Annotated in this window: 8 protein-coding genes; 5 read left to right on the top strand and 3 right to left on the bottom strand. The window is 61.5% G+C overall.

Features of this window, described 5'->3' with window-relative positions; translation table 11 throughout:
* Window positions 1-317: 317 nt before the first annotated feature.
* On the bottom strand, window positions 318-3,107 hold the full coding sequence (locus ACIQUG_RS22290) for a bifunctional aconitate hydratase 2/2-methylisocitrate dehydratase (RefSeq protein ID WP_402324164.1): 2,790 nt from the start codon (window positions 3,105-3,107) through the stop codon (window positions 318-320).
* A 954-nt stretch (window positions 3,108-4,061) separates the two neighbouring features.
* Between ACIQUG_RS22290 and ACIQUG_RS22285 the strand changes: the two genes are divergently transcribed.
* Both ACIQUG_RS22285 and ACIQUG_RS22280 read left to right on the top strand, forming a co-directional pair.
* Window positions 4,062-5,810, top strand: a complete 1,749-nt coding sequence (locus ACIQUG_RS22285) for a TolC family protein (protein WP_402324163.1) — start codon at window positions 4,062-4,064, stop codon at window positions 5,808-5,810.
* 16 nt (window positions 5,811-5,826) lie between these two features.
* Window positions 5,827-6,642 (top strand): efflux RND transporter periplasmic adaptor subunit, encoded by an 816-nt coding sequence (locus ACIQUG_RS22280; protein WP_402324162.1) that lies wholly within the window; start codon window positions 5,827-5,829, stop codon window positions 6,640-6,642.
* Here ACIQUG_RS22280 and ACIQUG_RS22275 read toward each other — a convergent pair.
* Entirely contained in the window at window positions 6,582-6,890 is a 309-nt protein-coding gene (locus ACIQUG_RS22275; RefSeq protein ID WP_402324161.1) for a hypothetical protein, read from the bottom strand. The genes ACIQUG_RS22280 and ACIQUG_RS22275 overlap by 61 nt on opposite strands.
* 12 nt (window positions 6,891-6,902) lie before the next feature.
* Here ACIQUG_RS22275 and ACIQUG_RS22270 point away from each other — a divergent pair, with 12 nt between their 5' ends.
* The 3 genes from ACIQUG_RS22270 to ACIQUG_RS22260 all read left to right on the top strand — a co-directional run bounded on the left by ACIQUG_RS22270 (window position 6,903) and on the right by ACIQUG_RS22260 (window position 19,839).
* Entirely contained in the window at window positions 6,903-8,408 is a 1,506-nt protein-coding gene (locus ACIQUG_RS22270) for an efflux RND transporter periplasmic adaptor subunit (protein WP_402324160.1), read from the top strand.
* A 1-nt stretch (window position 8,409) separates the two neighbouring features.
* On the top strand, window positions 8,410-10,473 hold the full coding sequence (locus ACIQUG_RS22265; RefSeq protein ID WP_402324159.1) for a site-2 protease family protein: 2,064 nt from the start codon (window positions 8,410-8,412) through the stop codon (window positions 10,471-10,473).
* A 66-nt stretch (window positions 10,474-10,539) separates the two neighbouring features.
* Window positions 10,540-19,839, top strand: a complete 9,300-nt coding sequence (locus tag ACIQUG_RS22260; RefSeq protein ID WP_402324158.1) for a hypothetical protein — start codon at window positions 10,540-10,542, stop codon at window positions 19,837-19,839.
* Window positions 19,840-20,189: 350 nt separating this feature from the next.
* On the opposite strand, the gene ACIQUG_RS22255 is transcribed toward ACIQUG_RS22260, so the two are convergent.
* Window positions 20,190-20,336, bottom strand: coding sequence for a DUF1127 domain-containing protein (locus ACIQUG_RS22255; protein WP_402324157.1), 147 nt, complete (start codon window positions 20,334-20,336; stop codon window positions 20,190-20,192).
* Window positions 20,337-20,495 lie beyond the last annotated feature (159 nt).

Here is a 20,495-nt window from a genome sequence, read left to right as displayed (position 1 = left end):
GACGACAGTTCCCGGGGGGCATCGAAGTCAAGGCATCGTCGACGGTCAAGGCTGAGGGCTTCCGAGGACTGCGGCACGGCATCATTTTGCATGATCACGACCGTGTGGCGCAATTCGGTGATAAATTGCACGCTTCATCTCTTCCGGCCCTGTGGACGATGTAAAATCGCGCAAGATTTATTGTGGAACCTTGTCGACCATGGCCATCCGTCAATCGGCCAGCGCACGTCAATGACTTCGCCCCCGCGCCTCACAGCGGGAGTATCCCCGCTGTGAGGCCAGTCGGCGTCAACAATGCCCACTCAGGCCTCAAAGCCTCAATAATGGACAGACAAGGAGTCGATTGGCGCCGCCTTCGGCGGAGCGAACTTCGTCAGGTCGATTCCGTCAACAGCGGTTCGGTACTCATCCATGCTCGGCGTGCGGCCAAGGATCGCTGACAGCACCACGACCGGGGTCGAGGCCAGCAGCGATTCACCCTTCTTCTCTGCCGTATCTTCAACGACCCGCCCCTGGAACAGACGGGTGGAGGTTGCCAGAACCGTATCGCCCTTCTCCGCCTTTTCCTGGTTGCCCATGCACAGGTTGCAACCCGGACGCTCGAGATAGAGGATGTTCTCGTATTCGGTCCGGTTCGCAGTCTTCGGCTTCAGGTCGTCGAACTCGAAGCCCGAATACTTCTGCAGGATGTCCCAATCACCTTCGGCCTTCAGCTCGTCGATGATGTTGTAGGTCGGCGCAGCGACGACCAGCGGCGCCTTGAACTCCACCTTACCTTCGAGCTTCTCGATGTTCTTCAGCATCTGCGCGACGATCTTCATGTCGCCCTTGTGCACCATGCACGAGCCGACGAAGCCGAGGTCCACCTTCTTGGCGCCGCCGTAGTAAGAAACCGGACGGATCGTGTCGTGGGTGTAGCGCTTGGACACGTCGGCGTTGTTGACATCGGGGTCGGCGATCATCGGCTCGTCGATCACGTCCAGGTCGACAACCACTTCGGCGAAGTACTTCGCGTTGGCATCGGGAGCCAGCGCCGGCTTCTCACCCGAGCGGATCTCGGCGATGCGCGCATCCGCCTTGGCGATAAGGCCCTTCAGCGTACCGGCGGCATTTTCCATGCCCTTGTCGATCATGATCTGGATGCGCGACTTGGCGATTTCAAGCGACTCGATCAGCGTCTCGTCCTGCGAAATGCAGATCGAGGCCTTGGCCTTCATCTCGGCCGTCCAGTCGGTGAAGGTGAAAGCCTGGTCGGCGAGCAACGTGCCGATGTGGACTTCGATGATGCGGCCCTGGAAGACGTTGTCGCCACACTGCTTGAGCATCTGCGCCTGGGTCGCGTGCACCACGTCGCGGAAGTCCATGTAAGGCTGCATGGTGCCCTTGAAGGTCACCTTGACCGATTGCGGGATCGGCATGGTCGCTTCGCCGGTGGCAAGCGCCAACGCAACTGTGCCAGAGTCCGCGCCGAAGGCGACGCCCTTGGACATGCGGGTGTGGCTGTCGCCGCCGATGATGATCGCCCAGTCATCCACGGTGATGTCGTTCAACACCTTGTGGATCACGTCCGTCATCGAATGGTAGACGCCCTTCGGGTCACGAGCGGTGATCAGGCCGAAATTGTTCATGAAGCTCATGAGCTTCGGGATGTTTGCCTGCGCCTTCTTGTCCCAGACCGAGGCCGTGTGGCAGCCCGACTGATAGGCGCCGTCCACGAGCGGCGAGATGACGGTGGCCGCCATTGCCTCCAGTTCCTGCGCGGTCATCAGACCGGTCGTGTCCTGCGAGCCAACGATGTTCACCTTCACCCGCACGTCGGAGCCCGCATGAAGGGTCTTGCCCGGCGTCACGCCGACGGCGTTGCGATTGAAGATCTTCTCGACCGCGGTCAGGCCCTGACCCTCGACGGTGATTTCCTTGTTCGGGGCAAAGACCGGGGTCGCCTCGACGCCGAGGGTCTGTGCCGCGAAGGTCTGGAGCTTCTTGCCGAAGACGATGGCATAGGAGCTGCCCGCCTTCATGAACTCCATCTTCTGCGGTGTGAAGGCGGAAGCGACATCGACCAGTTCCTGGCCGGCCTCGTCGCGGAGTTTCTTGTTCCTCACGTCCAACGAAAGAACGGTGCCGGTCTCGACGGAGAACTTCTGTTCCAGGATCGGATTGCCGTCATTGTTGAGGATCGGCTTGCCGTCTTCACCTGTCTTTTTGACCCAGTTCTTCAGATTGATGCCGATGCCGCCGGTTACGTCGACGGTTGTCGCGAAGATCGGCGAGATGCCGTTAGTGCCTGCAACGACCGGGGCGTAGTTGACGAAGGGCACGTAGGGGCTGGCCTGCTTACCCGTCCAGAGCGCCACGTTGTTGACGCCCGACATGCGCGACGAGCCCACGCCCATGGTGCCCTTTTCGGCGATCATCATCACCCGCTTGTCCGGATGCTGCTTTTGCAACGCCACGATTTCCTGCTGCGCCTCCGGCGTGATCATGCACTGGCCGTGCAGTTCGCGGTCCGAGCGCGAGTGGGCTTGATTGCCGGGAGACAGAAGGTCGGTCGAGATATCGCCTTCGGCAGCGATAAAGGTCACGACCTTGATCTCGTCCTCGACCTCCGGGAGCTTTGTGAAGAACTCGGCCTTGGCGTAGCTCTCAAGGACGCCCTTTGCGATCGCATTGCCCGCCTTGAAGGCGTCACGCAGCCGGAACATGTCGGCATCGTAGAGGAAGACCTGCGTTTTTAGCACTTCACCGGCCTGCCCGGCTATTGCGGTGTCATCGCCAAGGGCAATGTCCAAGAGCACTTCGACCGAGGGACCACCCTTCATGTGCGAAAGCAGCTCCAGAGCGAATGCGGGGGAAATCTCGGAAACTACCGTTTCGCCAAGGATGATCTTCTTCAGGAACGCGGCCTTGACGCCAGCCGCACTCGTCGTGCCCGGCAGCGTATTGTAGATGAAGAATTTCAGGGCATCCGCCCGGTGCCCGTTGCCGGCATCCTCGATCAGCGCAATGATTTCGGCCACGAGCCCGCCGTCATCGATCGGCTTGGGAGCGAGCTTTTGACTTTCTCTGCTTTTGATCTCAGCCAGGTAATCGAGGTAAAGGGTCATCGCTATCTCAACGTTTAGAGGTATGTGCCGTCCAAATGCCGTTCGTTGAACAGCTTTGCTGGCTGAGGTGGTTATACGCCTCGACTACGTCAACCAACGCCGGCTGACAAGATACCGCAACCGTGTAAAAAAGTGGTGTTTTGTATTCAAGTTTAATCGGCTAGACGTTGCCTTGAATGCGCATCGGATTGGATTAGGGCAAACTTCGATTTTATCGCACTTGGCTTTTCCGATCTGTCCAACGACGAGCGTTCATCGTTTCGGTTTTTCGACTTTGGCAATCGAGCGGCACCTCTGCCATGAGCCGAAAACAGCCTGACCGACACGTTGAAAAAATGATCGGTTGCGTGACGGGCCTGCTTCTTGTTCGACGTCTTTGGAACACTTCATCGGCGAAAAACGTCCAGCAATCGCTCGGTCTTGACGGCGATCGAAGAGACGCTGCTCAACGAAATCGGTTCCGTTGACGGCGCGACAAAGCAATGCGTCAAATCGTTAAAGCCTCGGAGATCCCGCGGTCTGGCTATGACCACCTCCTGGAAGTGATCCGCAGACCACCGCGAAATTGACTATACTTAATAAATATTTCCGGAAAACCAGAATTAATTTCAAAACAATACAAGTACAATCCCCAATAATTTGAAGGGTTGACTAGGCAATACAAGACATACATCGTGACAGCATTAGAGGGGATATTTGCATGATCGATGGGAATCTGCGCACATGAAGTGGCGCGGTCGGAAGAACTTGTCCCGTTCATCCATCGCACCTAACGTTACGGCGAGGATAATCTCCGCTCACCTTCTGCTGGTGTTGTCGTCATGCACAACCGATGCGGTCGACGACCTAAATCCCAACAGCGAAATCGCACGCGGCGTCCAGGAAGAGTATCGTCGCTTCGTGGCCAAGGCCGAAGGAGACCTTGGGCCGCATACGGCGGACAAGGATGGCAACGTGACCCCTATATCGCGCTCGGATGCCGCCTATGCCGGAGCCTCGAGGATCCCTCCCAAGGTCGAAGGTCTGCCGATCGGAAAGGCATCCGCCGGGGCCTATTGGGAAAAGGCTATGAGCGCGCGGCAATCGCGCAAGCCGAAGAAGGTCCAGGTTGAAATAGACGAGCTGCTCGGTCGGATGCTTGCCAGCTCAAACCAATTGGCAGCAAGTTCCGATATCCCGATGATCCGAGAGGCGGTGGTCAAAGAGGAAGAGGGCCGCTTTTCACCCTATGCGTTCGGTGAAGGCAACTACAAGGACACGGATACCCCGCGATCGAGCCTGCTGCAGACCGGAACGTCCTCATCCTCTCCGACAACATTGAAGGAAGACGAAGGGTCGGTCGAATTCGGCCTTGGTCAACCTCTGATCACGGGCGGTGAACTGCGGCTGTCGCAACGGCTCGGCCGGCGCGACAGCAATTCGGAATTCTTCGTGCCCAAGGACCAGGCCGATGCCAAGCTGCGGCTGGAGTTCAAGCAGCCATTGCTCCGCGGTGCGGGTGTCGAGGTAAATTCTGCGCCGATGCAGCTCGCGCGGCTCGAACGTGACCGAAGCGTGGCTGATTTCCAGCGCCAGATCGAAGACCAGTTTTCCGAGGTGGTACGGGCCTACTGGACCCTCTATGCGGAACGTGCGCGGGTCTTGCAGCGGCAACGCCTCGTCGGCGAACTCCAAGGGGTCGCCGGGCGGATCGCAGCGCGAAAGGGTCTGGACACGCTAACCGGCGAGACCGAACAGGCGACCGCCTCTATTCGCAGCGCCGAAGCATCCATCATCCGCGCCCGTACGGGCGCGGACAACAGCCAGGCCCGCCTTTCCGCCCTCTTGAGCGACAAGGGGCTTTACGGCGACGAGGTCGAGGTCATTCCGACCCAGGGACCGGTCAAGAAATTCGTCGATGTCCCTCTGGAAGACGTGGCATTGCTCGCGGTGCAGAACCGTCCGGAGCTGAAAGCCGTCGCTCTACAGTTGAGGAGCGCTGAGCTTCAGGAAAAGGTCGCCAAGAACAATCTGCTCCCGGACCTCGATCTTTTTGCCGGCGTATCCAATGACGGTCTTGCAGGAAACAACCATTATGGCGATGCCTGGAAGGGCCAATGGGACCAGACCGACGTGGATGTCGATGTCGGCGTTCGCCTGAAGGTGCCGCTCGGCAACACGAGTGAGAAGGCCCAGCACGAACGTCGGCGCATCGAGCTCAGACAACTGACCTCGCAAATGCGCAACGTCAGCGACACCGTTTTGCTTGAGGCCCAGATCGCTGTGCGCGAGGTCCGCAGCGCCTATCAGGAAATGAAAGCGCGCGAGGCTGAACTTTCGGCCGTCAGCACCGAAATCGGCGCTCTTCAGGCTCGATCCGAGGAGGGGCTCGAAAGCGGCAGCGCGTTTCTGGCGACATTGATCTCCGGTCTTGAGGACCGCACACAGGCGGAAGAACGGCTAATGGAAGCCGCCGTCACCTATAATCTTGCACTTTATGCGCTGGAGCGCGCGGCCGGAACGATGTTGACCGTCCGCGGCATCCAGGCAACGCGCATCGCGTCCGACGATCTCGACTACATCAAGGTGAGCCGGCGCGACTATGTCAGCAAGGATGCCAACGCGTCGCAAGATGGCTCCGGCAACATACTTGTCGATCCGCAGGCCATTCGAAAGCGCAACGCGCAGACCGGGGCTCAAAATGCCAAGACGGCGCAGGACTAGGTCGTCAGCCAGCTGTATGATGGCGCTGATCGCCTGCGCGGTCGCAGGCGCTGCAGATGCGCAAGAGTGTACCGCAAAGGTGGCCACCGGCTTCACCGAACCGGCATCGACCGTCGAAGTGGCCGCCCGCGAACCGGGTATCGTGGCGGTGATGCATGTCGAAGCGGGCCAGAAAGTGAAAGGCGGCGACGTGCTTGCAGAACTCGACAAGACGATGGCGCAGGCCGAGGTTGACAGCGCACGCGTGCGTTACGATGCCAGGGGGCGCTTGATGATGGCAGAGGCCAAGCGTGACCTGGCGCGCCGAAAGATGAGCGAGCTTGAAAAACTCGAGAAGGCACGGGCCGTCCGCCCGCTGGAAATGATCGAGGCGCGCGCCGAGCTTCAGGTAAGCGAGGCTGAAGTCGAGGCCGTGGAGGAGGAGCGCCGCGCTGCTCAGATCGCGCTTTCGAGTGCCCAATCGCGCCTTTCGCTGCTCGACATCCGCGCTCCCTTCGACGGCGTCGTCAGCACCCTGCATCGCAAACCGTCGGAACTGGTGGGCGCCGGCGGCGACGCACGCCTCGTGACCTTGCTCAAGCTCGAAAAGCTCCACGCCGACTTCTTTGTGCCCCCGGTCTGTCTTGGCAGCGCAAAGGCGGGAACCTCCGTCCAGGTCCGGTTGTTGCGGGAGGGGCGAGAGGTCACAGCACGGGTCCGCGACCTCGGACCCGACATCGATGCACCGACAGGCTTGAGGCGGCTCGGCATTGAAATCGAGAACGGCGACTATCAGCTTTTGAGCGGGGAAAGGGTCGAGCTGGCGCTTCCTCTCTTGGCTCCCGTGCAATGAACGCGGCAGGAAAGATCGGCGCGGCCGCAAGCAGCAGTCAGGTCGATGGGGAAACGCCGCCTCCACCCGTCTACCGCCGCCTGCATGGCCTCGTCCAATCCTTCGGATCCGATCGTGGCAAACCCAACCGCCGGCAGGGCGAACTTCTGGCGGCAGTTGCCGAGCTGATCGATGCGCTTGCGCTCGGCCTGGTTGTTGACCGCGAAGGCACGCTGGCTCTCAGCGAATTTGCGCTCGACGCAAGCCATCGCGCCAACCACTTGGCGATCGGCAACGAACTCCGCCTTGCCGCAAGCGAAGCCATCCGCACGATGGAGCCACGCGCCGACGTTTCCGCCACAGTGCCGAACGCGGTTCTGCTCGCGACCCCCCTGCCCCGCGGCATCGGCGCGATTACCGCAATCAGGGCAGCCTCGGAGGCCGCGCTCGGATCATCGCGGGCCACTTTGGAATTGGCGGCGCTGGCCGTCTCTTTTGGGAATATCGACACAGATACGAGACATTCAAAGACGCTTGCGGATCTGGTGGCGGCAAGCGCAACAACGCCATTGCCGCAGGACCCAAGCGCCCTCGCCGATCGGCTTCGAGAAACCTTGCATGCGCGCTCGGTGTTGATCGCCACGCCTGGCGGCGATGTTCTGGCCGCTTCGCCGGCGGCTACACCGCGCGGCTCAGCGCCGATTTCGGAACAGATCAGGAGCTTTGCGCGACGCTGCGCTCGGCTGGACCAACCACTCGTCGAGGACAAGGCGAAAGACGGCAGGCCGGGCCTCGCCTTCGAACTCAACGCACGCAGCGTCGTCGGCTTTAAAGTCACAGACCGCCGATCGTCACACGATACCGTCATCATTGTCGCCGAGCCCGGCTCCGCGTTCGCAGAGCTGGACGGCAACGGCTGGACGGTTGTTCGCACCGTCGTCGATATCAGCGTGAAGCGCGAAGCAAAGCGGCGCATGCCGAGCCTTCGCCCCGGCGCCCGTCTGTTGATGGCCATTGCCTTGGCAGCGTTGCTGGCCGCGGCTCTCTTCGTTCCCGTGCCGGACCGCATCCGCGCGGAAGCGGAACTCGAGGCTGAGGGCAGACATTTTGTTTCTGCCAGTTTCAGCGGTGTCCTGAGGGAGGCGAAAGTCAAGGCCGGGGACGTGGTCCGGCAAGGCGACATCATCGCTCTGCTCGAAGGCGAAGCGCTGCAGCTTGCACGCAATACCGCAGCCTCGAAAGCAGACGAGGCCTTTCGGCGCCGCGACGCGGCCGTGCGGGAAAAGCGCATCACCGAGGCCGAGCTTGCCCGCAACGAAGCGGAGGCAGCCGCTGCGGAGCGCGACCTGCTCGATTGGCAGCTCGCAAATCTGGTACTGAAGGCACCGGTAGACGGGGTCGTGCTCAGCAGTCCACTCGAGCGTTCAGCAGGCGCGCCCGTACGTGAAGGCGATACGGTCGCCGAGATCGCGCCACTCGAGCACATGCGCGTGCGTGTCGACGTTCCGATCGAAGCCCTGGCGCGCCTGCCCCATCAGGCAGACGCACTGCTCTATCTCGATGGCGTGCAGTCAGAGCCCATCAAGCTTGAGAACTTCAGGAACGCGCCGGAGGTCGAAACCATCGCCGGCCGCACCGTCCTGCCGGTGCGCTCGACAATCACAAACGCCGGCCAATCCCTTCGACCGGGACAACGTGGCGTCGCGATCCTTCCGACCGGCCGGGCCCGGCTCGGAGAGATCCTCTTTCGCGACGCCTGGATTGCCCTGAAGCGGTGGTGGAGGTGAGATGGCGGACGATTTCCCACGGCTAAGGCCGGAGCTACGCTTCATCTATCGCGACGAGGACGCCCGGGAAATCGTCCTCATCGAGGATCCGTTTGGCGGAAGCTTTATGGAAACGGATCCTGAGACGGCGGCGTTTGCGCGCCTGCTCGACGGCACGATCGCCAGCAACGAGGCGCATGCCCGGCTGCTGCTCGAATATCCAGGCGCCGGGCTGAAGCAGAACGAGGTGCCTCAGCTCGTCGACGAGTTGAAGCGGCATGGACTGCTTACCGGTTCGCAAAACGCCAACTCGCCGAGCAGTCGGCGAAACCTCGGAGTGATTTCCCAGCGGATCAGGCTTGGGACCTGGGATCGGTTCTTCCAGTTTTGCGCTGTCCGATTGACGTGGCTTTATGGCCGGCTCGGAGCATTGCTCTTTCTTGTTCTGCTGGTTGCCGCTGCGGTCGAGCTTACGGGCAACTGGAATGCCTTCCGCAGCGACCTTGGATCGCTATTCAGCCTCGACATGGTTGTCTGGCTTTGGCTCGCCTGGGTCGTGAGCAAGCTTTGGCACGAATGCCAGCACGGCATTGTCGCCCGGCTCTATGGCGTCGAAATCCGGGAAGTGGGCATTCTCTTCATCCTGTTCATGCCACTGGGCGCCTATGTCGACGTGACCGGGGCCTGGCGGTTGCAATCGCGCTGGCGCCGCCTGCACATAACCGCCGCCGGCATCATGGGCGAACTGGCGCTTGGCGCGGTGGCGGTTCTCCTATGGTCGCAGGCAGAACCTGGCCAATGGAAGGCCTTTCTCCAGTCGCTGATCGTCGCAACGACGCTGAGCACGGTCGTCTTCAATGCCAACCCGCTGATGCGCTACGACGGTTACTACGCGCTGGTCGACCTGTTTCGGGTCTCCAATCTGTACCAACGCGGTGCAGCGGCGGCCCGTGACCGTGCAATGCGGCTCCTGACGGGGATCAGCCCGAAGGTGTCCGAACGCGGATGGATCGAGTTCTACGGCTGGCTCGCCTTCGCCTGGCGGCTCATCGCCGCAAGCACGCTGACGCTCGTCGCTACGCATCTGGCATTTGGTTTTGGCCTTGTCTTGGCGGCCCTCGTGGTTTGGACGATGGTGGTTACACCCTTCTTTCGCTTCCTTCTGGCGGCCTGGAAGCTCACGGCGGGCGATCGGCGAGCGGCATCTCAGCGCGTGGCATTGGGAATGGTAGTCCTGCTTGCCCTGTGGTTTGCGCCCGTCCCCGTCTGGCTGTCAGCGCCCGGCGTCATCGCCTACCGCGATGCCCTTGAAGTGCGAGCGGCCAGCGCCGGGCTGATCACCGATATCTTCGTCAGGTCGGGAGACAGGGTCGAAGCCGGCGAGCCATTGGCATTGCTTTCAAATCAGTCGTTGCAGGCAGACCGCAGCCGCCTGATGGCCCGAAAGGGTGGTATCGACATTCTTCTCGCGCGTGCGCTCGATGGCGGCGATCCGAGCGCGCAGGCAGGCGCGGAACAGGCGCTTTCGGCCATGCACGACGAGATCGCTGACACGGATGAGCGGCTGGCCGGCCTCAAGATCACTGCGCAACGATCCGGCATCATCTACGGCAACGACATGGACGCGCTTTCCGGCCGGTGGATCGAGCGTGGGGAGCTCCTCGGCGAAATTGCCGAGCCGCGAAGGTTGGAGATCAAGGCCTGGCTGCTTCCAGAGGACGCCGACTGGCTGCGCCAGGATGCGGGGGATGTGTTTTTTCGCTCAGCAGTTTTCGGATCAGGCCCGGCTCCCGTCCAGCTCCTGAGAATCGATCCGACGGCCAGCAATGCCTTGCCGCCGCCGGCGATCACGGCCGAAGGCGGGGGTCCGCTGGCCGTCGACATCAGCGGCGCCAAACACACGCTTATCGACGTCCGCTTCAACTCGGTCTTCCTGCCATATGAAGTCCAGGGGGACTGGGTCGCAGGGACGCCCGGACGGCTCACTTCGGGACTGCGATGGCGTTCCGTCGGCAGCTTTGCTTCGGAATGGCTGCACTACGTTAACCTGGGGCATCTGCCGCGCTGGGCTCACTATCGAAACTGATGTATTGTCGCGGGCACCTACCATCGCGAGTTGCGCGCCCGAGACATGACGACAAGGGAGATGGCAATGCAGATCGAGCGGGGACAAGCCTACAGACCGCGGATTCGCCGCCTTGAGGACCGGGTGCTTCTCAACGCGACACCGGAGGCGGCCGTCGTCGACCTTCCGGCCGAAGAGCTGATCAACGACGATTTCGCCTTCGCGGTCACCTTCGACAACACTGCCTCGCCCTCAGATCCGTTGGGAACCGGGTATGGTCCCTTTGTCGATGTCACGGTCGAACCCGGTGTCGAAATCAACAGCGTGACCTATCTTGGAACAACCGTGACGAGCCAGACTGTCGGCACCTGGAATGGCAGCAACTGGGTCGACGGCAGCGGCAATGTGGTCAGTGCCCATCCCTTCGGCGGCAACATGGCGCTGCCGCAGGGGACCGAGATCGGCCAGACCTGGGTCAACGTCCTCGCCCCATTCGGCAGCTATGGGCCGGACCAACCGGTCATTCGCCTGGATTTCAACGCCACGCTCGCCCAAAGCCCCAATGGGGTGGACCCGGGTGCCGTTCCCGGTGATCCGATCGACATCACAGCCCGCGGCGGTTTCCGCTTCGGTATCGACGAGCTGAACAATCCATCGACCGATCCGCCGATCCAGCAGGGATCGACCAGCACGGACGCGATCACCCCGATTGTCATGAGGCTTGAAAAGGCGGTGCAGCTGGCGGAAGGCGAGACGGCGCAGGGGCCGAACTTCCCCTTCACCTATACGATCTCCATCGATGTCGCGACCAACATCACGGTCACCGACGTGGACGTGCGGGATCTTCTGCCGACGAACCTCTACTTTCTCAACGCAACGACCAACGTCGCTGCGACATCAGCAACAGCGCCGGGTGTCGGCGCAACACCGCAAGGGGTCCCCGGCGCCGACACGGTGACCACTGCGGAGTGGAGTTTTGCGACGGTCACCGGTCGGGCTGGTGATGGCGACATCGTCATCACGCTCAGCGCCTACGCGCCCGAAAGGGATGCCAGCGGCGCGCTGATCATCAATCCGCTGAACCCGCATGTTGCGATCGCCACCAACGATGCGAGCGTCGAGGCGCTCTATCAGGGCAACCCGGTCGACGCGGCAACCGGCGGAGATCTCCAGGACAGCATCGACATCGCGATCCGCCCCTATACGGTCTTGAAGACGGTTTCGGTCGAGGGCGGCGGCGCCGCGATACCGGGCGCCTACCTGCGCTTCCAGGTGACCATCGATGTTTCCGACTACCAGGCGTTCAGAGCCGCGATCCTCAACGATATTCTCTCGGACGGTCTCACATTTGACACCACCGACAACGGCGTTCTGGAACACACGCCCGTGCTGCAACTGGTGCAGAACGGCCAGACCACGTTCATCGATCTGCAGCGACTGGTTCCTCCGAACCAGCAGACGGAACTGACCTCGGCATTCCAGACAAACGGCACGGAAACGCTGACGTTTTTCATCAGCAACGCGCTTAGCAACAGCGGCCACGATTCGCGCCTGGTCGGCGACCTCTTCGCCGGCGATGCCCAGCAAGGCGCCACGACACTGACGCTCGTCTACTTCGCTCGCATCGACGAAACGTTCCGCCAGCCGGGACGCGGCCCGGTCGTCGTCAACGAGGTGCTTTCCAATTCCGTCTCGATGACTGCAAACAGCGCGCTGCCCGGCGGAGGCGCTGCCGACCCGGATGGATCGCAAAGCTCCGTCACCGTGCCCCAACCGCAGGGCCACAAGAGCGTCTACGCCGTCAACGGCGTGCTCGGTAATCCGGGCACGGTCTCGCCCGGAGACACCGTCACCTATCGCATCCGCATCGTCGTCGCATCGAGCGACGTCGACGATCTCGTCATCACCGACTACCTGCCTTTGCCCGTTTACGACGTTGACGCCAATGGCACAGGCCTCGTGTTCACGGACACGCAGGGCGGCGTCCCTGTTGCCTTCACCATCATTCGCGGCCCCGACGATACGTTGACCGGCGGCGGCAGGGTTGCCGGCGTACCTGTTGTCACGACGCTCGGCGGCAACAATGCCATTCGCCTGTTCTTCGACAATTTCGACGAGAATGCGAGCACGGGGGGCATTATCGATATCCTCTATACCGTCGTCGCCACCGACCAGCCGTTTGCCGACGGCCTGTTGCTCGTCAACCAGGCGGTCGTTCAGACCGGCGACAGCCAATCGTCGCTTGTCCTCGAACAGGACTTCATCAACTCGATCATCCTCAGGCAACCGATCCTTTCCTTGACGAAGGGCGTTGTCGCCACCAACGCCAATGGCGCTGTCGACAATTCGCTCGCCTTCAATCCATCAACGGTCGGACCGTCGAAGCTGACCTTTACCGTTGGCACGCCCGGCTTTTCGACCACGTCACCGCTGACGACGGCAGATCTCACCTCCAGCCCGATCGTCAGCGACCTCTCAGGCATCGACGCGGGCGATACGGTCAAGTTTGCCATCGTCATCCAGAACACCGGCGGTCAGGATGCCTTCGATTTGCTTATTCGCGACCAGTTGCCGCCGGGCTTTACGATCCCGCCAGGAGCAGCCCTGCAGCTTGACGTGCGCTACGGCGACGGCACGGCGGTCGGCAGCTTTTCCGGCGATCTCTTCGGCGCCGGCCTGTCGATCACCGACGGCAACGGCATCGGTTCGATTGCGGCTGACGGCGCCAATGACGGCCGCAACATCATCATCATCACCTACCAGCTGGTGGCGATCGACAGCATCGATCCGGGCATTACCGTCGAAAACGCGGCCGAACTCGTTTCCTATGCGGCGGTCGAGGGAGGCACCGACTTCACGCTCAATGTCGAGGGCCAGTTCATCGACGCCGTTTCGCTGGTAACGCAGGGCGTTGCGGCTTCCAAGCGGCTGGTGGCGACGGACCAGACCTTTACATCCGGCAACGACTTCGCGATCGGCGAAATAGGCACGTTTCAAATTGCGGTGACCTTTCCCGATGGAGACACGGCAGCAACGGTTACGGATACCTTGCCCGCGGGCATGGTTCTCGTCGGCTCGCCGATCCTGCGCCTCACCTACGTCAATGCCGCCGGACAGACCGTCACCTTCGACGGCGTGGTCGCGCAAGGCGGTACCCTTCTTTCGAACGGCGCGCTGCTGACCTACACTTATGTCAACAACGTGCTGACTTTCGATTTCAGCAATGTGGTCGCGAACGCGGCGCCGGGCACCACGCTTTCGGGACAATCCTTCGTTATCGAGTATCAGGTGCGAGCCAGCGACGATCCCGCCCTCCAGGCTGGCGTCACGGTCAGCAACTCGGCCATCCTCGATACGCCGACGACCGCGCCGACGGCGCCGGCCGTCGTTCCGGTCGATATCGTCGAGCCCAACCTGTCGATCATCAAGGAGTTCCTGCCCGACGTGGCGCAGGGTGGCCAGCTCATCCAGATGCGCCTGACCGTTCAGAACTCGTCGGCAAGTTCGAGCACGACGTCTTTCGGCCTGCAGATGTCCGACGACGACCTGCCGCTCGGCTGGTTCACCAACCTGGTTCTTTCGTCCAAGACGGGCACCGGCGCCGTCAATACCGCGTTCGTGGACGTGACGATTTCGCAAGCCGGGGGCTTCTGGGTCATCACCGTTGCCGACAACGATCCGAACTTTGCTATCGCGCCCGGCGAGAAGCTGATGCTGAACTTTGCCATGCGCGTCGATCCGGGCATCATCACTGGAAGCACGCTTGACAACGTCGCGGTGATCCCCGACGGCGGCTATACCTCACTGCCGGGCATCGACCCGAATGAGCGCGCATTCGAGCAAGTGACAGGTCAGGATCGGCTGACGATCCTTGCGCCACAGATCACCAAGACGCTGATCAACACCTCCTACGGCGGCACTGAATATCTGACGCCCGGGCAACCGGGCTACGTCGCCGACACCAACCCCAATGTGCTTGTCGGCGAGATCCTGATCTATGAAGTCCGCGTGCCCATCCCGCGTGGCACATCGCAGAACGTCGTCGTCTACGACGACACCGACTTCCTGAACGTGCTCGGATCGCAGGGCATCATCGAGATCCTGAAAGTCGACAGTTCCAGCGTCGGCTCGGATCTGCAGCTTTCCGGAACGCCGTCCTACCAACTGCTGGACACTGACGGTGACGGTGTCGTCAATCGGTTGCAATTCGAGTTCGGCACGATCGTCAACAACGCAACGGGCACCGTCAGCGATGAGGAGACGATCGTCATCGTCGTGCGTGCCCAGGTGCTGAACGTTCCCGAAACCGATGAGGGCGACGTCCACCTCAACGGTACCGCTGTAACATTCAGCGTCGGCGACGTTCCCAATTTCGCTTTCCCCGACACCAATGTCACGGTGACGGTGACCGAACCGGCGATCGATGTGGTCAAGTCGTACACGACACCGGATAGCACGACCGATGCCGGCGACGTTGTCACCTATACCTTGACCATTCGCCACAACGCCTCGTCGACCGCAGACGGTTTCGAGCTCAACCTCGTCGACCAGCTGCCGCCGGGGACCATACTCGTTTCAAACTCGGTGACGATCCGTGCGGGCACGCCCGCCTTCGGTCTGGATCCGCTGCAATTGAGCGACGTCACGCTCGACCTCGTCAACAATCGCGTGCTCGTTTCCGGCTTCGATCTCGGTCTGAACCAGGTGGTGACTATCACCTATCAGGCGACGGTCGCGCCGAATGTCGTATCCGGTCAGGCGCTGACCAATACGGTCGACCTCACCTACAAGTCGCTGCCGGATGTCGATGTCGTCGACAACGAAGATCCTTCTCTGGCGAAGGACGTCCCCGGCGCCGTCAGTGAGCGTCGCGACGGGAGCGACGGCGGGCCGCGCACGGACGAGGCCCTGCTTAACAACTATGCCTTCACGACGACGTCTACGCTAACGATTGCCCAGCCCGGCCCGATCATCAAGACCAGCGACCGGACGACCTACACGATCGGCGAGCAGATCATCTACACGATCACCATTCCGGTCATCGAGGGACTGACGGAGAACCCGTTCCTCACCGATTTTCTTCCGGCCGGTTTCGTCTTCGTTCCAGGCAGCGGCATTGCCGTCGACGCCAACGGCAATGCTCTGGTCATCGATAGCGCCAATACGGCCACCCAGACATTGACGCTCGACCTTGCCAGTTTCACGACGCTTGCCGACAACGACCCGAACAACGACTTCATTCGGGTGAGCTTCCGCGTCCAGGTCCTGAACACGCTCGACAACGTCAACGACGCCGTCAAGGTCAACACAGCAACCTTCACCACGGATCATTCGCCGACGCGCACCGACACGGTCGACGTTCGCATCGTCGAGCCGAAGCTCACGATCGGCAAGACCAACGACGCCCAGGGCCCGGTCGATGCCGGCGATATCGTCACCTATTCCATCACCGTCGCCCACACCACGTCTTCCAAGGCGACGGCCTACGAATTTGCGTTCCGCGACCCGACGCCGGCAGGCCAGCGCGTCATCGGCATCGTCAGCGCCAGGATCAACGGCGTCGATGTCACCAACCAGATCGGTTTCGATGCCACCGGCGTCTTCTCCGTGGCCGGGTCCAATCTCGACATTCCGCTGGGCTCGACCCTGACGGTCGTCTACCAGGTCGAGATGCTGGACAGCGTCGGACCAGGGCAGACGCTGACCAACACAGTCACCGGCGACTGGAGCTCGCTCGACGGTGAGGTCAATCCGGGGGCGATCAACGGCGAGCGCATCGGCACGCCCATCCCTGACGCCAACAGCTACATCACCGCGGCACAGAGCACGATCGAGACAGCCACGACCTTCGAGATCAACAAGGAGGTCGTCGGTCCGGACACGCAGTTCACCATCGGCGAACGCATCGACTATCTGATCGATCTCAAGGTCTTCGAAGGCACGTTGCGCAACGTCGTCATCGTCGATGTGCTGGTCCCGGGGCTGCAGATCGACGCTTCAACGCTCGCCATCGTCAACAGCGGCTTTGCCGGCGGCACCGTCTCGATTCGCAATGTCCAGGTCACGACCAACGTGCTCGGCTATACGATCCTGACTTTCGAGCTCGACAACGATGCGGCGACGGCCGGCTCGCAGATCATCAATCCCGGCGACCCCGCCGGCAACACAGTTGCAAACGACACGATCCGCATCGCCTATCAGGCGATCGTGCGCAACATTTTCTCCAATCAGCAAGGCGAGTTCCTCCCGAACGTCGTCGGCGCGCAGGCGGACGATGTCGACGACGCGCTCGGCGTTGCGATCGTCGAGGTGGTCGAACCGCATCTGACGATCGACAAGCGCCAGACGACGCCACCTAGCACCGTCGATGCGGGTGACTCGGTCGGTTTCGAGGTGCTGATCACCAATGACGGGCTGTCGACTGCCTATGACGTAACGTTTGTGGATGCCGTAACGCCCAATGCCGTCTTCGGGCTCGCCACCGCCTTCGACAGTTCCGGCAATGTGGTTGGATCCTTCACGATTTCGCCGAATGGACACGTGCTTAACGGCAGTGGCTTCACCATCGCGCCCGGCGATTTCATTCGCGTCGTCTATACGATCGTTGCCTCCGACTCCCTTCAACCGGGCGACGATATCATCAACGGCGTCGATGTTCGCTGGACCTCCACACCGGGCGTCAACCCGGACGAACGGACCGGCGCCGATGGCCCCGGTCCCGATGAGACCGTACTCAACAATTATGTCGCGCGCGACGTCGAGATCGTTGCGACCGGTCGCGGAGTGAACGGGGTGGACCTCGACAAGTCCGTGTTCGATACCAGCATCGTCCAAACCGCCGGCACGAACGTCGCCGTCGGCGAAGTTGTGATGTTCCGGTTGCGGATCGTGCTGGACGAAGGCACGATTGTCGGCCTGCATCTGCGTGATTTCCTGCCTGCCGGGCAGCGCTACATTCCCGGATCCGTTTTCGTCGTGCCGGGCAATCCGGGCGCGACGCTCAATTTCGATCCTGCGAGCGTGACCGTCACCGCCGGCAACGAACTCATCATTCCGCTCGGAACCGTCGTCAATCCCGGCGACAACATTCGGCAGAACGACTTCGTCGACGTTTTCTACTCCGTCGTCATTGTCGACGATCCGACCAACGTCACCAATGGCGCCGTTCTGCCGAACACCGTGCTCCTCACCGGAAATCGTGTTGCGGCCTTCGACACGGCCGACGTGACCGTCGTCGAGCCGAAGCTCAACATCGTCAAGAACGTCAGTGCGCCCTTTGTCGCCATCGGTGATCGCGCCAGCTACACGATCACCGTCAGCCACGACCCAACCTCGGCGATCGACGCCTTCGACGTCGTCGTTTCGGATCCGTTCGACAATCCCAACATGGTGCTGGACCCGACCTCGATCACGGCCGTCATCGTCAACGGCGCCGGGCTGCCCGCTCCGATCGTCGAACTGGTCGGAACGGGCTTCCGCGTGACGGTCGCCGATCTTCCTGTCGGCGCGACGCTTCAGATCAGCTTCTCCGCCGTCGCCCAGAACACGGCAACGGTGAACGGCCAGAGCGTCGTGAACACCGCGACGATCAACTACGACACGGTGCGCGGCACCGATACGCCGGACGAGCAGCGCGGCTATAGCGATAGCGACGACGCGACGATCACGATTGCAGGTCCGGACCTGCAGGTGCTTAAGGACGCGTCCGCGCTCGTGGTGCGCCCGGGAGAAGTGTTCAGTTACACGATCCAGGTCCTCAACAAGGGCGCGCCCGGCCTCGATGCCGGATCGATCGAGCAGGCCCGCAACGTCGTGTTGACCGATACCTTGCCGCCCGACATCATCCTGCACACCGTCAGCATCGATGGCGTCGCAGTGCCATTCACTCTCGATCCGATCACCCGGCAGTTCAGCGTCAATCTCGGCACGATGAACCCGGAACAGGTTCACCTCGTGACGCTGACGGTTTCGGTGGCGGATCCGCTGTCGCCCGTCTTTAACGGTGGTCCTGACCGGTTCTTGCTCGTCAACACCGCGACCGCCACGATGGATCAGCCCGAGCCGACCCCGTTCGACAATACCGACACGGCGACGGTCACGGCACTGGCCGACCCGGATCTCGTGATCACCAAGACCAATGCGATCGAGGAGACCGGTGGCAGCGAAACCGTGACCTTCACGATTACGGCGAAGAACGTCGGGCAGCGGATCGCCGCCGGCGTCGAGATCGTCGACATGGTCGATACGACCGTCTTCGACTTCGTCTCCGCCAGCAATGGCGGAGCGTTCGACGCGGCCACCGGTCGCGTCATATGGCAGCTCAACACCCTGTCACCCATGGATCCCGATCTCACTCTGACGCTGGTGCTGAAGGTCAAACCGGGCCTGCCTGCGAGCCTTGATGAAACCACCAACGTCGTCGTCATCGGCGATAACGGCCTCGGCGGTCGCGATCCGACGCCCGACAACAATCGCGACACCCATACCGACCGGCTGATCTATCCCGACCTCGTCGTCACCAAGACCAACAATGTCGAGGAGGTTTCGCCCGGAGACGTCGTCACCTACCAGATCACCGTCAGCAATGTCGGCGCGTTCCTCGCCGATGGCGTGCGGGTCACCGATATCGCCGATCGCAGGGTCTTCCGCTTCATCAGCGCCAGCGACGGTGGTACCTACGACCCGGCGACCGGCCGCATCACCTGGGATCTCGGCACGCTTCAAGCCGGGTCCGCACCACGTGTGTTGACGCTGACAATGGAGGTCCTGTTCCCCTCGACATTCGGCATTGAAAACGCAGTCAATCTCGTGGCGATCACGAGTGACGGCACCCGCGGCCAGGATGCGAACATCTTCGACAATATCGACGTCGATATCGACAAGCTCAATGCGGCCATCGATCCGGCCGAGATTCGCGCGCTCTTTGAGCATGACGAGCCCTTCTTCGAGGAAGAAGAGGACGACCGGCTCTATATCTCTCCGATGCTAACCGGCCGCGCGGCTGTCGGTTCCTATGTATCGGTCGTGTTAATCGGACCGGACGGCCAGCGCATGGAACTTGGCTCCACGCAGACTCCAGCCAGCGGCGACTGGATGATCAGCCTGCCCGACATGCACGGAAGGGGGCCGGTTTCAGCGATCGTGACGACGGCGCCGCCCGTCATGACGAGCCTCGGGGCGCTTGACGCCAACAATGTGTTCTTCAATCCGGGTGGAGATTCGCCGATCAGTTTCCAGCGGCGCTACGATCTGTTCAGCGTCAGTGACAGTGGCAGTCATTCCGCACTTCAGGCGCGGATCGCCGCCAGCGAAGAGCCCCTCGCTCTCGCATCACGTCGGTTTGTCAACTTCAACAAGGTCGGAGCGACGGGCATCAGCCTCTTCTAACGAATGGCTTACCCATGGCATCACCTGCCTGGTCACGCCAGCGAGCGGGCAATGATATATTAGCGACAACGTACCGGATTCGCGGAAAGTGACCTTCCCGTGGCGCTTCATTCTTGGCTATGTGCGCGTGTCAGTCTTTTGATGGAGTTTCTTCCCCGCGTCCCAGAGCCAACTGGGCGCGAGCCTTGCCCCGCCTTCCCCGGCGGGGTTTTCTTTTGGACGATTTTGTGGGCGAACCAGCCTGAAACGTCTGCCGTTCCTCTCGCCAATCAAACGCCACGACCTCAAAAAGCAAAAGCGCCCGCGGGAGATGCAGGCGCTTGGCAATTCTTCGATCTATGTGGGTCGCCTTAGCGGGCGTAGGCCGTGCGTGCAACGCGGTCGATGTCGGCGCGTTCGATGCCGAGGTCGCGAAGTTCGCGGTTCGACATGCGGCCCAGTTCGGTGACCGTCTGACGGTACTTGCGCCAGTTGTTGATGGAGCGTGCGATGTTCATTTGATCCCCCTTTCAATGGGCTTTCGAAGCCTGGCCGCCAGTCCGTGGCGCCTCGTTCACTTCGATGAACACCTTATAGCTCAGGCTTTCCGTAAGTTGCAGCGCTCAAAACTCAGCGCTCCCATGTGGCAAATGCATAGGCGCTCGACGAGCCAACGG

This window comes from Ensifer sp. NPDC090286 (assembly GCF_044769565.1).
In the GTDB taxonomy this organism is placed as follows: domain Bacteria; phylum Pseudomonadota; class Alphaproteobacteria; order Rhizobiales; family Rhizobiaceae; genus Ensifer.
Note: the sequence above shows the minus strand (reverse complement) of the source record. Positions and strands in the feature narration are given on the sequence as shown.